Consider the following 13,884-nt stretch of genomic DNA (forward strand, 5'->3'; position numbering starts at 1 on the left):
TTTAATTAAACCTAGCTTTCCAGCGGGGTTTAGGGAGGCACAATTTAGCAAGGAATTTGGGACATAATCAAAAGCGAAAAGGGCCTTGCCGAGAATCTACGTGTTAGATTTCATTACGAAACCTTTGATTTTTGAGGCCGTTTCTGCTGGTTTTTCAAACATGCCCATATGGGCCACCTTCTCAAAAATATGAATTTCCGGTTTTTGGCACGAAGCGGCTTGTTTTCGAATCGAATCAACGGGAATGCCCGGATCGCTCTCGCCGGCCAAAAAGAGCGTAGGATTTTTAAAGCTTTCCAATGTTTTAATTTGATCTTTTCGCTCCCGCATGGCTACTGTGTACCCGATAACAGCCTCCGCCGTCGCTTGACTTGCTATTTCGGTTACCTTTTTGATAGCGGGATGGGTTGGATCTGCAAAGAGCGGTGGAATAAATCCACTGGTAAAAGGTAGTGCGCCATTTTTTCTCACGAAATCTATAACCTTAGTTCGTGACTCTTTTTTTTCATCGCTATCGGCGTAGGCCGTTGAATGAAATAACACCAGCGATGAGAATAATTCAGGACGTTTTTCCACCATGGCTAATGCCACATAACCACCAAGTGAGTGCCCCACAATGGATAACGCATTGAGGTTTTTACTTGCAATGAAACTTAATAACGTGTCGGCTACCTGACCGAGACTAAAAGGTGATGGCAGGCTTGGACTTTTGCCAAAGCCAGGCAAATCAACAGTTAAAACTCTGAACGAATCAGAAAGCCTTCCAACATACTCCTCCCAGATCAGCTGATGAAACGGGAAACCATGGATAAGCAGAATAGGTTCTCCACTTCCAGTGTCCGTCGAGGATAGGTTGATCATGTCAGCGATTTTGTAACGGGTTCTAACATTTCCAGAGCGGTTCTTTCAATTCCTTCGGGATCGAATCCACACTCGTGTTGAAGTTCGATTTGCTCGCCATGTTCGACCACTAGGTCGGGGATACCAAGTCTTCTGATTTCAGAAAAATAATTATGCTCTGCCATGAATTCTACGACTGCACTTCCGAATCCGCCCTGAATGCATCCATCTTCAACAGTAATAATCTTCTTAAACTTTTGAAAAATCTGATGCAGCATCACTTCATCCAACGGTTTGACAAAGCGCATGTCGAAGTGTGCAACATTTATGTTTTGTTTCGCAAGACTTTCACAAACTTGTACAGCATAATTTCCAATGTGACCAATGGTCAGGATTGCAAGATCTTCGCCGTCTTTGATCATTCGACCAGTGCCAAATTTAATTTCTTCCATGGGAAGCTTCCAATTTGGCATTACACCCTGCCCGCGGGGATAGCGGATAGAGAATGCTTTTTCTTTACGCGGCAACTGTGCCGTAAACATCAGGTTTCGTAATTCCACTTCGTTCATGGGAGCAGCAACGATCATGTTGGGAAGACAGCGGAAATAGGCGAGGTCATACGCGCCGTGATGCGTAGGCCCATCGGCACCGGCAAACCCGGCACGGTCCAAACAAAAATTAACAGGCAAATTCTGGATGCAAACATCGTGTATAACTTGGTCATAGGCCCGTTGCATAAACGTGCTGTAAATATTGCAGAAAGGAATAAGACCCTGTGTGGCTAAACCAGCAGAAAACGTGACTGCATGTTGCTCAGCAATGCCGACATCAAAAGCACGGTCAGGCATTTCCTTCATCATGATATTCATAGAAGATCCTGAAGGCATTGCGGGTGTTATCCCGATAATTTTATCATTAACTTTTGCCAACTCAACCAACGTGTGCCCAAAAACATCCTGATAACGGGGTGCCTGGGGGTTATCGTAAACCTTCTTGTATATCTCTCCCGAAATTTTATCGAAAGTTCCTGGCGCATGCCATGTGGTAGCGTTGCCCTTTTCAGCTGGCGCATAACCTTTTCCCTTCGTGGTTATGCAGTGAAGTATCTTCGGTCCTTTAATGCTCTTTAGATCATTGAGTATAGTCACCAAATGATTCACATCGTGCCCATCTACAGGTCCGAAATACCGCAGGTTCAGCGATTCAAATAAATTGCTTTGGCTGAGTAAAGTCGCCTTGATACCACTTTCAAGTTTAGAAACAATTTCCTGTGCACTCTTACCAAACATAGAAAGCTTGCCTAGCAAATTCCAGGCTTCATCTTTCAATTTGTTGTACGTCTTGCTCGTTGTAATATCCGTTAGATAATCTTTTAGCGCACCGACATTTGGGTCAATGGCCATGCAATTGTCATTGAGGATGATTAGAATATTCGTATCAGAAACACCTGCATGATTGAGGCCCTCAAAGGCGATACCTCCTGTTAAGGCTCCATCACCTATCACGGCAATGTGTTGTTTGTCTTCGATATTCAAATATTTGGAGGCGGCGGCCATTCCAAGGGCTGCAGAGATGGAGGTAGAGGAATGCCCTACACCAAAAGTATCGTACACACTTTCACTTCTTTTTGGGAACCCTGAAATCCCCTTGTATTGACGGTTAGTATAAAACTCGTCTCGGCGACCTGTTAAAATTTTATGTCCATAAGCCTGGTGTCCTACATCCCAGACCAGCTGATCATATGGCGTGTTAAAAACGAAATGTAGAGCAACGGTTAGTTCGACAACACCCAGACTTGCGCCAAAATGACCCCCATAAACAGACACATTATCAATGATAAAATGGCGAAGGTCGTCACAAAGCTGAACCAATTGCGCTTGATCCAGCTTCTTAACATCGTCTGGACTGTTGATGCTGGCTAAAATTTTTCCAGGTGTTATAAGCATGTAAAAATCATTAATGCCATTAACAAGCGTTTGACCTCTAGGGTTCTAAACCGCTTATTTAATATCAAATAAACCATAAAGGTAGTTATTTCCTAGATGTCACCATTTTTTAAGGGATTATAAATAAATTTGCGGGCCACTATGACAACACACGAAAATTTTGAGGTAAAACTCCCCCTTTTTGAAGGTCCTTTTGACCTTTTGTTGTTTTTCATTGAACGCGACGAATTGGACATCTACGATATACCTATTTCTAAGATCACCAACGATTTTCTTGATTACATGCATCACATGGAGCAACTTGATATTGAAGTGGCCAGTGAATTTATCCTTGTGGCGGCGACGCTGATGCGTATTAAATCGAAAATGCTGTTGCCAAGGCCTCAGTTGGATGGGCAAGGTAATGAAATTGATCCTCGAGAAGAGCTTGTGCGTCATTTGCTTGAGTACAAGAAATATAAGTCGGTCATAGAAAGCTTCCATAAACTGGAAGAAACGGAGCTGATGAAAGAGCGCCGTGGAAATATTATGAAGGAACTTAAAACATTGGCGGAAAGCACCAATGTGGAAGCCGAACTTCAGGACGTGACCATCTTCAAATTAATGACGGTCTTCGAGAAAATCTTAAAGCGTCAGGAGGCTGAGAAAAATAAACCCGTTCACCACGTTATCCAATACCCCTACACGGTTGAAGCGCAGAAGAAACATTTGCTGGAAGAACTCACTAAAAAACCGAAGCTTTCATTTACTGAATTGATTGCTGAGTATCCTACGCGAATGGGAGTGATCTTTAATTTCCTGGCAATCCTGGAAATGCTGGCATTGCAGGTTCTTACTATTCAGATAGGAGAAGGATATGGCAACTTTTGGATTTCGAAGGCGGAACCCACGGAAGCTATTCTTTAAGCATAGAGATCTTTACGGTCGACTTTCGCCACTTCTGTAAAGAACTTACCCACTTTTTCCGTCACTGCTTTAAAATAGCGCATACCTTTTTCTGCGGTGGCTTGGCGTGGGTCGCCTACGCCGGTGTCTTTCGTAACTTGCATCCATTTACGTTCGGCCCATGCCCATCCTTCGCGTATGCCAGTTATCCTTGATTTTTTTGACGCGCCATCACCTGCTTCAGAAAGAGGCTTTACCAATCCGGGTGTTAGATGCATCATCACACTGGTCTCCATTTCTCCGGCATGGTCATCCTTATTCTCGAAAAAATCTTTCTGATCTACAGCCTGATACCAGTTGCAGGCGCTTAAAAACATATTAGGAAATTTCAGTCCTAATTCCCGAATCATGGTTTTAAAGTCATTTCCACCATGGCTGTTAAGGATGATGAGTTTATAAATTCCTTGACGATTCAATACTTCTACCACGTCTTTCAATACCGCGAACTGCGTACTTGGATTCATATTCATGTCAAGCATCACATCAAACTGACCTGTGTTAACGCCAAACGGAATAGTTGGCAATACAATAACTTTTGAGCCGCTCTCCCAGGCAATCCGCGCAGCTTCAGCCGCCACGTTGTCGGCTTCAATGATGTCGGTGCCATAGGGAAGGTGATAGTTGTGGGCCTCACAAGCACCCCACGGTAGAACAGCTACTTCGAAGACAGTTTCTTTGATGTTCTTCCAATTATTCTCAGCAAGGATATACGGACGCATGATTTTAGATAATCAGGTACAAATGACGACGAAGTTAACAGTTATCATGGAGATCGAAAACACATTCACCTTGACCTGTACTTATGCTGTACTTCCCTGGCAACTGCTTCCTGCACCCGCAGTGCACGCAAAACAATGTTGTCCAATAATAATCTCCCTCGATTCAAGCTGGGAAAGGTCAAATGTGCTGATATGTTGGCCTGCTGATTTTGACGTTTTAAGTCCAAGCATTTGGTTGAAATCACAATCGTATAGGTTGCCTTGCCAGTCGATGGAGATTGTATTTCGGCACATTACGCCCTCCACAGCCGATGGGTTAAATGCAGTGATAAGTTTTTCCATGTAGTCTTCATAGTTGCCAGATTCGATAAGAAAATCAAGGAATCGACTAATTGGAATATTGGTGATGGTAAATAAACTATTGAAGTCAACGTCGAAATGATTCTTCAATTCAATTTTAAAGTCGCGCTGTAATTGTTCTTGATTACCAGGAAGAAAAGCACCTGAGGGGTTGTACACTAAGTCCAGTATCAATCCTGTTTCAGGAATTCCATAACCCACTTCATTCAGCATCCGCAAGCCTTGTATGGATCTTTCGAAAACACCTTCCCCGCGTTGGCGGTCAGTTTTGCCGGCGTTATAAAAAGGTAACGATGAGCATACACGCACATTATTAGCTTTAAAAAATTCCGGAAGTGAATGATATTTGGGATTAGCTGTGAGAATGGTGAGGTTAGACCGGACAATAATTTCACCAACACCTGATGCATGTGCCTGCTCGACAAACCACATGAAGTCGGGATTCATCTCCGGGGCACCACCGGTAATGTCAAGGGTTTTGATTTTTGTTGCAGCCAGAACGTCAACACATTGCTGCATCGTTTCACGGGTCATTATTTCAAGTCGGTCTGGGCCCGCATCGACATGACAATGCTTGCAGACCTGATTACACATATATCCCACATTCACTTGAAATATTTCAATCCTGGAAGGTTTTAAAGAATGATACCCTGTGGATTCAAGCTTCTTCCGGAAGGTTGGAAATTGCCCTGATTTAAAAATGCCATTCTCAAGGATTTCCAGTTGCCGTTGCTGATTCGCCAGCTGATGATGTCGTGCGTGAAGCGACTTGATCATAACTTCTACATGGAAATTTTTTTGGCCTTGTTCATCATTTGTACACCATGTACCAAAGATGAACCTCCGCGAATGGCAGCGGCAACATGAATTGCTTCCATCATCGCTTTTTCAGTTACACCTTTTTCAAGCGTGTCTTGTGTATAAGCATCGATACAATAGGGACATTGAATGGTGTGCGCGACGGCTAATGCAATCAAAGATTTTTCCCGGGCTGTCAGATCGCCTTCTTTAAACACGTCGCCGTACCAATCAAAAAATTTTTTTGCAAGGTTCTCTTCCCATTCTCCGATGTTTCCAAATTTTTTAAGGTCTGCGGGATTGTAATAGGTTTCCATAATAAAAGGTTTGACTCCAAAAGTAAGAAAGGCCCGCAACATTACTTTAGCGGGTGGGCGACAAATAAAGAACATCAAATCAAAGTTTGATGTTCATATCGGAGCAATTTTTACTAGGATGGTATCGCTATGCGATAGCTTTTACCCTTTTTTACAGTAAGACGGTCTTCTCGCAGCCAGGGATTATGGCGTTTTAACAACTTGTAGTTTGTCCCATGCGATTTTGCAAAAGTTACCAGGTCTTTTACCGTTTCGTTAACTTCTATATATCGCAACGGTTCTTGTTTGTATAAATGATCTTCTTCAATTCGAAAACCATATCGCAGAGGATTCTCAGCGATTTCCTTTATGGCCAGAATTCTAAACACGTAGCGAGACGTTTCGTCATTAAGATATAAGTCGTAGTAAGAGTCAACGGACTGATCTTCAATTGCACGTTCTATTCCGCCCATGCCGCGGTTGTAGGAGGCCGCAACCATCGTCCAGTTTCCAAATTTTTTATACGCTTTCTTGAGGTATTTGCAAGCCGCCTCAGTCGCTTTTAAAGGATCATAACGTTCGTCTACCTCATCCGTAATCTCTAGATCCAATTCCTTGCCAGAAGTTTTAAGAATTTGCCAATAACCAACAGCATCCCGATGAGAAGTTACATTCAACAAATTGCTTTCAATGAGCGGTAAATATTTGAAATCTTCCGGTATGCCATGTTTCTCTAAGATTTCTTGCATCTGGGGCAACCAACGATTAGCTCTTTTAATAAGAAAGATCGTATTGCTGTGGAGGTAGCAGTTTATCTGAAGTTCTTTGTCAAGGCGCTCGTGTACATCAGGGATTTGTAAAGGGACGGGTTCGTCTGCGAAGGAAATTTTTTGGGGGACATTAAAAGATATTGCTGGCAATCGTTGATCTGAAGCTGTTTCAAATTGAACTTCGAAAACTCCATTATCAGAGATTTTATCTTTGCTGGGTTTTAAAGACCATTCCTTGTAAGAAATATACCCGAACAGTATAATCAATGAACAGATTGATAGAAAGTTTGAGAGGTGAAATTTCATATTCAATACATTCAATTTGTGAGAGGATAGCGCGTCACGCAAAGGTAGAGAGCGTCGTGGCTTCCTTTATTAATTGCCTTGCATAAACATGTACGTCTGTACCATTCCATGAAGAATAAAGTTTTATTCGCCTTTTTTTCTTCTCGATTCCATTGCGGTAGGCCTTATCGTAATAGGAGAGAAGTATATCAATTACAGAACTCATATCGCCCTCTAAAAGTTTTTCCTTCGCCGCGATGTAGTGCTGTCCGCCTAGTTTTTTGGTAATTTTTGTCATAGCCTCAAGAAATTTCTCCCTATCTGCATGGCCATATTCTTTCACCAGTCGGTTGATTCGAATTTCTTTCGGCACATTAATCTCCATCAGTGTGCTTGTGGTCATTTGTTTCCAAAAAGGTTCTGGAAGAAATATTTCACCTACGGCAATGGATTCATCTTCAATCCAAATTCTTTTAGAAAGATCTAACTTGAGAATTTCCTCAAACAAATTATTTTGAAATTGTTCCGTAGTGGGTTGGGGAGGCATCATTAATCCCCCAAACACAGAACCTTTATGATGAGCAATTTTTTCCAGATCCAAAATCTGCTCACCTTCATCAGCCATGGCGCGAAGAATCTCCGTTTTGCCACTTCCTGTAAAGCCTGTTAATGAAAATAATTTGAATGGTTTTTTGAACGACTCCACCGCGACTTGCCTGTAAGCTTTATAGCCTCCTTTCAGCTGATGCGTTTTTATTTTTGTCATGCTGATGAACTGACAAAAATTAGACGATCGCATGCCGCCGCGCCAACAATGGACGATTAATTCATTGCCTATTACTTTAGTATTTTCAATAATATCTGCCAGACGTGGGCCTACCAGACGAAATCCACTCATGATGGCCTCTTGTTGCCCTTTTTGCTTGTATGTAGTGCCCACAACGACGCGCTCCTCGTTGTTAAGCAGTGGAATATTTATGGCAGATATAACGTGCCCTGCTTCATATTCACCTTCAGACCGCACATCAATAACAGGGAGTTGGTTTCGAAGATAAAGAAAGTCATCAATCGTGAGGATCACGTTATTTTAAATTTGTCCCAAAATTAAAGAAAGTAATTGAGCTATTACGCAATGTCGGTGGTTCGGGGGAAATGTCGCCAGCTTTTACTTTTAGTATATTTATAAGCAAATTGGCAATATGTTTGACTTCATCAAAAGAAAACTTCAAAAGCTAAAGTTAAAGCGAACGTTCAAAGAGTATGGTTATGAATTAAAAACATTTGAGGTCGATGGCATTGGTACCGTTGAATATGCTCAATGGTTACATCCTTTTGAGCAGCAGAAGTCAATAACGAACTCGAACATTAATTTTTACAGAAAGCTTGCCAGACCTGGTGCTATGATTATTGACATCGGCGCGCATACGGGTGATACGTCAGTACCCATGGCGTTGGCGGTAGGGAAACAAGGTCTGGTGGTGGCATTGGAGCCTAACAAGTTTGTGTATAAAATTCTTGAAAAGAATGCGGCTTTAAACCGTGATTATACAAATATCAAAGCGCTATGTTTTGCCGCAACGAAAGAAGACGGGGATTTTGTTTTTAACTATTCGGATGCCTCGTTTAACAATGGCGGCTTTCTATCAGAAATTCATGTGAAGAATCATCATCATGATTACACCTTGAATGTACAAGGCAAAAACGTTGAACGTTATTTGTTAACTCACTTTCGAGATCAATTGGAAAAATTAGACCTGCTCAAGATAGATGCAGAAGGTTATGACAAAGAAATTCTAAAAACCATACCTGAAATCCTAAAGCAGTATAAACCGAACCTGATGGTAGAGTGCTACAAAAGGCTGGATGAAAATGAAAGACATGAGTTGTATGATATTATTCACGACCATGGTTATAATCTTTACTACCTTGAAAATTTCGAGGAAACAGGCAACAAGATTTTGGTCGAAAAGAAAAACATGACAGACCGAAAGCATTTCGAGATGCTGGCTATTCATCAAGACAGGCTATAATCATGGGTTTGAGCACGTGTTGCAGTGCCGCAATTAGTTATCAGAAAAATTCGCTGTAATGTAGGATGCTATTCCGATTCTGAATCCGTAGTTCAAATACCGTCCGTCCTGAAAAGCAGCCGCTGCTTCAAGCCTGAAAATTCTTAAGATGCCATCAATGGAATAACCTACTTCGGTATAATTCTTAGATGTTGGGGTGGCAAGATAGTTAACAAACACATTTTCGCGTACGCCAGCCAATCTAACAAGCGGGATATTTGTAATAAGCAGTTTTCGGAATTGGTAGTGAAAATTGCCGGCGAAGTATTTGTCCGATGTGCTGAACTTATAGTAATCGAGCAATCTGAAACTGCCAACAGGATCATTCGTGATAAATGGCGTTTGATTTCCCTGGAAATGTTTGTAGTCCATGAAATACATTTTGTCGGCATTCAAAAATAATCCTCCTCGGAGCGCAACATCAACATTGCCTCTAATGCCGATCTTAAAGCCGTGTTTAAATCCCAATTCAAGTTGATCAAAGCTTACATCACTGTTCAAAACGTCCTTGAACCCTCGGCGATAGTCAAGGGAAATGATTGGAGATGAGTTAGGAACTTCAAATTGCCGGTCGTTCCTGATGGTATATTTGATCCAGGGGCGCGCTGTTAATCCGATTGATCCTATGAATGCCTGATGTTTAGGAAAGGATGTATCTATTAATTCTTCATTGAAGGGTCTGTTTTCAGTATACCCTTCGATTTTTCTCCGGTTGACAATTTTGAAATCCGTCGTGTTGGTTAATTCCCGTCGTTCTGCCCATGACCAATTTGTGTTTATTGTAAAATATGTACTCAATTTTCTGCTGAACGAGAGGTCGAGGTAATCCCTTTCATAAATCTTCATCAGGTTCTTTTCTAAAAACAAGGTCATCAGACTATTCACTACCGGAAGGATAGGTTCATCAGGATTATATTGTTTAATGAACCTGCCGCCTTGCACATCCATTCTGTAATTTTTATTCCGTGCTGAAAAGTTTAAATATCCTGAAGCAACCTCCCGGGAAAATGCATAACGGAAAACAGGAGTAAGGGTAAGTCTTGTCTTGTTGGTATCCTGAAGTATTGTGCCGAATGAAACCTTATAATTAAAATTCCATCCATCCACCGTGTTGAATCCGGGTATTGGAAAGTAAATTTTGAAATTCGAATGCTTGGAGATCTTGTAATTGTCGCCGATGATTAAATCCCACGGTTGAAAGCCTTTATGCTTCGATGCTTTCAGCGTGTCACCCGCTTCCTTTTTACGCTCAATTTCGGCGATGCTGTCGGATTTATGATATCCCTTTACTTCTTCTTTTGTTAATGGCACCGGCCTTACAGACGCCCAATAAGCCGAATCTTTTTTGTAAGCCCCACTGTCAATTTTAAAAATGGAATTGGAAATTATTTCCGGAGCTTCCAATTGTTTTACCTCTGCTTTTTCGTATTCCTTGATGATGGTATTGAGTTCTTTTCGTGTAATTTCCTTTCCTTCAGCTAGTCGCTTCTGCAGTTCTTTTGTTTGGTCCTGCTTCACCTGTGCCCTTTTAGAAAGGGGTTTAAATTTTTCCTCAATTTCTTTCGCGGTTTCTTTTTCTATTTTTTCATCGATTACTTCCATCTTGTCGCTTTCCACATATAACTCCGGATTGAGTTGAATTTTATAATCGCTTACAGTAGCCAGGTAGTTAAATTCGAATTCAAAGCCAAAAACTTTTCCATCCACTTTAAAGCGATGGGATACGGGCATCCAGGCTTTTTCTTCTATGGGCGCATATACTGCTCTGATATTAACATCGATCCCCAGTTTTGAAGTATGAATGTCCATGCTGTGAATGCTCCACCAATCTTCCACTATATAAATCACACCATCGATAACGTCATCCCCTTTCGAGCGCGGAATAACTTTAATTCTACTAACTTCATAATTCCGATCCTTGAATGTTCCCATATACTCGAACTTGTAGTAGGAGAATGATTTCGGAGAAAGTGGCGAAATAGTTTCTGCAACTTCCGGTTCGTAAAAGCTTCCGAAGATGTAGGGGTTCGGAGAAGTATTGTTGTCATTCCCGTCGCTTCGAATTGAAATCACCTTCTCCTCAAATTTCCCAGGCCTTGTATATTTTATATCGCTGATTGATTCCGAGACGAAGACTCTACCTTTCTCAATTCCTTCTTTCTCCAGCCGGCGCTTAGCCAGCCATGGATAATCTTTTAATTGCCCGGAGCCCTTGATGTAGACCCGCGCGGAATAACTGTCCAGTTGTTGTAAATGGTACTGGGCTTTGGCAATGGCTTTTCGCATAATCGTATATGCCGGGTCTTCTTCTCCGGCCTTAATTGTTACCGTTTGCAAAACGGTCGCCTGTGTACGAAGCGTAACATTCACTTCGACAAATTCTGAAGTGATATCAACTTCTCGGGTGATTGTTTCGTAGCCGAGATACTGATATACCAATTCATAATGCCCAGCCGCCAAACCAATTTCATATTCGCCGTTTACGTTAGTAGTTGTTCCGCTGCCGGTTTGTTTTACGAAGATGGTTGTATAGGCAAGGGGTTCGCCATTTTCGTCTTTAACAAAACCCCGCACCCCCGCTCCCTGTGCCATGGTAAAGACGCCGAGTAGAAGTAGGATAGTAAATAGAAATGGATTTCCGCCAGGTGTGAACTTGTCAGGTAACGATTTTAAACGCATTGAAATTCTTTAGCCGTTTTAATCCTGATAGAAGCCTTTAGCACGGATTCTTTCTTCAACTGCATCAGGAACAAGATAACGTACCGATTGTTTTTTCTTGATGCATGATCGAATAAAAGTTGCCGAAATATCAAGCATAGGCGCTTCTATACATGTAACGTTAGGATGCGATCTGAGTTCAGAAAGTTGCGTGTTAGGTCGGGGATAAACATATAATCCGTAGTCGAGCAAGATCTGCTGATAGTTTTTCCATTTGGCAAAGTTCACCAGGTTGTCCTCGCCGATGATTACTTTAAAGTCCTTTTCGGGATGTTTTTCTCTGAGGTGGACCAGTGTGTGAATGGTATAACTGGGCTTTGGAAGATTGAACTCGATATCCGAAGCTTCCAACTTATAATTGTCAAAGATTGCTGCGCGTACTAAATCGTAACGGTCAAATTCGTGAAGCAGGCCTTTACTTGGTTTAAAGGGATTTTGCGGAGAGATAACAAACCAAACTTTTTTTAAATCGGTCGTTTCCACCATCAAATTAGCGATGATAAGATGGCCCATGTGAATGGGATTAAAGGAACCAAAAAAAAGTCCGATCTTCTGTGCGCTCATACTTGTGAAGATAGTAAAAAAGCGAAGGGCTTACTTCGTTTTGAATTCCTCATAAAGCCGTTGTGCTTCTTTGAGAGATTTGTGAAGATTTTCATTGACCAGTACAACATCAAACTGATCTTGAAAAGACATTTCAAAATTTGCTTTGAACAGCCGGCGGGAAAGACTTTCAGGAGATTCGGTACCGCGGTCATTTAATCGTTCTTTAAGAATATCCAGTGACGGAACTTTGACAAATATGGCCAATGCTTTGTCACCAAAATATTTTTTCAGGTTGAGTCCGCCTTTCACATCTACATCGAAGATCACATTTTTTCCTTGCTTCCAGATCCGATCAATTTCCGATTTCAACGTGCCGTAAAAATTTCCTTCATATACTTCTTCCCATTCAATAAAATCGTTGTTATCAATCTTCTGCTTAAAATCTTCGGGCGTGAGGAAATAATAATCGTGACCGTGAGCTTCCGTACGTCCTCTTTTATCACGTGTTGACGCAGAAATAGAAAAACCTAAATCAGGATTTTTTTCGAGAAGATGTTTTACAATAGTGGTCTTGCCTGAACCGGAAGGAGCAGAAAAAATAATGGCTTTACCTTCCATCTATCGAGACAAGAAATTAGGAATCACTTTAGCTTTAATGCTATCGATCAGCTCCTGCGGAGCTTGGCCTGTGCAATTTGTTTTAAGAAGTTCACGTACAGTTAACTCTAAATGATAGTTCTTGTAGCAAGGAATGCAGTCTTCTAAATGATGCATTAAAAAGTGTTCTTTCTGATCAGGTGAAGCTTCTCCGTCAAGAATCAACTGAAGCATTTCCATACATTCTCGTTGATTTTGACACTCCTGCTTCTTTTCGTTTTGGTCGGGATTACTCATAGGCTCAGGCATTTTTATAACCCATTTGTTTAGCGTATTCACTTAATTTTTCTTTCAGCAGGTTGCGCGCCCGATGCAATCGGCTTCTTACGGTCCCGATAGGGATGTCTAATATCTTAGCCATTTCATCATACTTAAATCCTTCTAAATCGCACAATATTATTACTGTTCTGAAATCTACATCAAGAGCGTTTAAGGCATTCGAAATCTCATCACCGATCATATCTTTCAGCGCCTCCACACGCAGATCGGGAGTTATTTGCCTGTCAACCTCTTCGGAGTTATAATAGCTTTCTACCTCTTGATAATCCACCTTCGAAGGCTCTTTGCTCTTCTTCCGGTAATCATTAATAAAGCTGTTTTTTAAAATTCGGAACAGCCATGCTTTAGCATTAGTTCCTTGTTGAAAAGAATCAATGAAGCGATACGCTTTTAAATAGGTGTCCTGAACGAGATCTTTTGAGTCATCCTGATCGAGTGTTAACCGATAAGCAAAGTTGTACATCGAGTTAATATGAGGCATAAACTCGTTATTAAAGATGTTTTCTTTCTCTTTGTCGGAGTATTGCTGCTTGGGTGACTCTTCTAATTCCATGTGGTCCATGTGGGTCTAAAAATAGTTAAAAAAAGCTTTACGCTTGTTGCGCCTATCTATTCTCAAACAAGAAATTAGCCAAAGTATCTTTTGCGCCGACGGC

At 41.5% G+C, this 13,884-nt stretch carries 14 protein-coding genes; 2 read left to right on the top strand and 12 right to left on the bottom strand.

The window, feature by feature from the left end; translation table 11 throughout:
* Window positions 1-96: 96 nt before the first annotated feature.
* Window positions 97-861 (bottom strand): alpha/beta hydrolase, encoded by a 765-nt coding sequence (locus tag P2W71_RS06475; protein ID WP_276368554.1) that lies wholly within the window; start codon window positions 859-861, stop codon window positions 97-99.
* Entirely contained in the window at window positions 858-2,786 is a 1,929-nt protein-coding gene (dxs, locus tag P2W71_RS06480) for a 1-deoxy-D-xylulose-5-phosphate synthase (protein ID WP_276368557.1), read from the bottom strand. Before dxs ends, P2W71_RS06475 begins: the two co-directional genes overlap by 4 nt.
* Window positions 2,787-2,927: 141 nt before the next feature.
* On the opposite strand from dxs, the gene P2W71_RS06485 reads away from it, so the two are divergent.
* Window positions 2,928-3,692: a segregation/condensation protein A gene (locus P2W71_RS06485; RefSeq protein ID WP_276368560.1), complete on the top strand. Its 765-nt coding sequence runs from the start codon at window positions 2,928-2,930 to the stop codon at window positions 3,690-3,692.
* Here P2W71_RS06485 and P2W71_RS06490 read toward each other — a convergent pair.
* From P2W71_RS06490 to mnmH, 5 genes are all read right to left on the bottom strand, one after another.
* Window positions 3,689-4,450: a creatininase family protein gene (locus P2W71_RS06490; RefSeq protein WP_276368562.1), complete on the bottom strand. Its 762-nt coding sequence runs from the start codon at window positions 4,448-4,450 to the stop codon at window positions 3,689-3,691. The genes P2W71_RS06485 and P2W71_RS06490 overlap by 4 nt on opposite strands.
* An 81-nt stretch (window positions 4,451-4,531) precedes the next feature.
* Window positions 4,532-5,584, bottom strand: coding sequence for an arsenosugar biosynthesis radical SAM (seleno)protein ArsS (arsS, locus tag P2W71_RS06495; protein WP_276369069.1), 1,053 nt, complete (start codon window positions 5,582-5,584; stop codon window positions 4,532-4,534).
* Between the two features lie 8 nt (window positions 5,585-5,592).
* Window positions 5,593-5,925, bottom strand: coding sequence for an arsenosugar biosynthesis-associated peroxidase-like protein (locus P2W71_RS06500; protein ID WP_276368565.1), 333 nt, complete (start codon window positions 5,923-5,925; stop codon window positions 5,593-5,595).
* Window positions 5,926-6,038: 113 nt separating this feature from the next.
* Entirely contained in the window at window positions 6,039-6,980 is a 942-nt protein-coding gene (locus tag P2W71_RS06505) for a lytic transglycosylase domain-containing protein (protein WP_276368567.1), read from the bottom strand.
* A 34-nt stretch (window positions 6,981-7,014) separates the two neighbouring features.
* Window positions 7,015-8,040, bottom strand: a complete 1,026-nt coding sequence (mnmH, locus tag P2W71_RS06510) for a tRNA 2-selenouridine(34) synthase MnmH (RefSeq protein ID WP_276368569.1) — start codon at window positions 8,038-8,040, stop codon at window positions 7,015-7,017.
* Window positions 8,041-8,158: 118 nt separating this feature from the next.
* On the opposite strand from mnmH, the gene P2W71_RS06515 reads away from it, so the two are divergent.
* Entirely contained in the window at window positions 8,159-8,989 is an 831-nt protein-coding gene (locus P2W71_RS06515) for an FkbM family methyltransferase (RefSeq protein WP_276368571.1), read from the top strand.
* A gap of 33 nt (window positions 8,990-9,022) precedes the next feature.
* Here P2W71_RS06515 and P2W71_RS06520 read toward each other — a convergent pair whose 3' ends face one another.
* Genes P2W71_RS06520 through P2W71_RS06540 form a run of 5 tightly spaced genes read right to left on the bottom strand, consistent with a single transcriptional unit; the run spans window position 9,023 to window position 13,781 of the window.
* The gene (locus P2W71_RS06520) at window positions 9,023-11,707 is read right to left on the bottom strand and encodes a DUF5686 family protein (RefSeq protein ID WP_276368574.1); all 2,685 of its coding nucleotides are present in this window, start codon (window positions 11,705-11,707) and stop codon (window positions 9,023-9,025) included.
* An 18-nt stretch (window positions 11,708-11,725) separates the two neighbouring features.
* Complete coding sequence (nadD, locus tag P2W71_RS06525) at window positions 11,726-12,310, bottom strand: nicotinate (nicotinamide) nucleotide adenylyltransferase (protein ID WP_276368577.1); 585 nt, start codon at window positions 12,308-12,310, stop codon at window positions 11,726-11,728.
* A 30-nt stretch (window positions 12,311-12,340) separates the two neighbouring features.
* On the bottom strand, window positions 12,341-12,910 hold the full coding sequence (gene gmk, locus P2W71_RS06530; RefSeq protein WP_276368579.1) for a guanylate kinase: 570 nt from the start codon (window positions 12,908-12,910) through the stop codon (window positions 12,341-12,343).
* Complete coding sequence (locus tag P2W71_RS06535; RefSeq protein WP_276368582.1) at window positions 12,911-13,186, bottom strand: anti-sigma factor; 276 nt, start codon at window positions 13,184-13,186, stop codon at window positions 12,911-12,913.
* Between the two features lie 4 nt (window positions 13,187-13,190).
* Window positions 13,191-13,781 (bottom strand): sigma-70 family RNA polymerase sigma factor, encoded by a 591-nt coding sequence (locus tag P2W71_RS06540; RefSeq protein ID WP_276368584.1) that lies wholly within the window; start codon window positions 13,779-13,781, stop codon window positions 13,191-13,193.
* Window positions 13,782-13,884 lie beyond the last annotated feature (103 nt).

Origin of the sequence: Chryseolinea sp. H1M3-3, assembly GCF_029360725.1 — a bacterium.
Taxonomy (GTDB): Bacteria; Bacteroidota; Bacteroidia; order Cytophagales; family Cyclobacteriaceae; genus Chryseolinea.

What these genes read in the sequence shown, in the direction of transcription:
- P2W71_RS06540 (WP_276368584.1), bottom strand. Translation starts at nt 13,781, where the DNA reads ATGGAATTAGAAGAGTCACCCAAGCAGCAATACTCCGACAAAGAGAAA.
- gmk (WP_276368579.1), bottom strand. Translation starts at nt 12,910, where the DNA reads ATGGAAGGTAAAGCCATTATTTTTTCTGCTCCTTCCGGTTCAGGCAAG.
- P2W71_RS06515 (WP_276368571.1), top strand. Translation starts at nt 8,159, where the DNA reads ATGTTTGACTTCATCAAAAGAAAACTTCAAAAGCTAAAGTTAAAGCGA.
- nadD (WP_276368577.1), bottom strand. Translation starts at nt 12,310, where the DNA reads ATGAGCGCACAGAAGATCGGACTTTTTTTTGGTTCCTTTAATCCCATT.
- P2W71_RS06505 (WP_276368567.1), bottom strand. Translation starts at nt 6,980, where the DNA reads ATGAAATTTCACCTCTCAAACTTTCTATCAATCTGTTCATTGATTATA.
- P2W71_RS06485 (WP_276368560.1), top strand. Translation starts at nt 2,928, where the DNA reads ATGACAACACACGAAAATTTTGAGGTAAAACTCCCCCTTTTTGAAGGT.
- P2W71_RS06490 (WP_276368562.1), bottom strand. Translation starts at nt 4,450, where the DNA reads ATGCGTCCGTATATCCTTGCTGAGAATAATTGGAAGAACATCAAAGAA.
- P2W71_RS06475 (WP_276368554.1), bottom strand. Translation starts at nt 861, where the DNA reads ATGATCAACCTATCCTCGACGGACACTGGAAGTGGAGAACCTATTCTG.
- dxs (WP_276368557.1), bottom strand. Translation starts at nt 2,786, where the DNA reads ATGCTTATAACACCTGGAAAAATTTTAGCCAGCATCAACAGTCCAGAC.
- P2W71_RS06535 (WP_276368582.1), bottom strand. Translation starts at nt 13,186, where the DNA reads ATGAGTAATCCCGACCAAAACGAAAAGAAGCAGGAGTGTCAAAATCAA.
- P2W71_RS06520 (WP_276368574.1), bottom strand. Translation starts at nt 11,707, where the DNA reads ATGCGTTTAAAATCGTTACCTGACAAGTTCACACCTGGCGGAAATCCA.
- P2W71_RS06500 (WP_276368565.1), bottom strand. Translation starts at nt 5,925, where the DNA reads ATGGAAACCTATTACAATCCCGCAGACCTTAAAAAATTTGGAAACATC.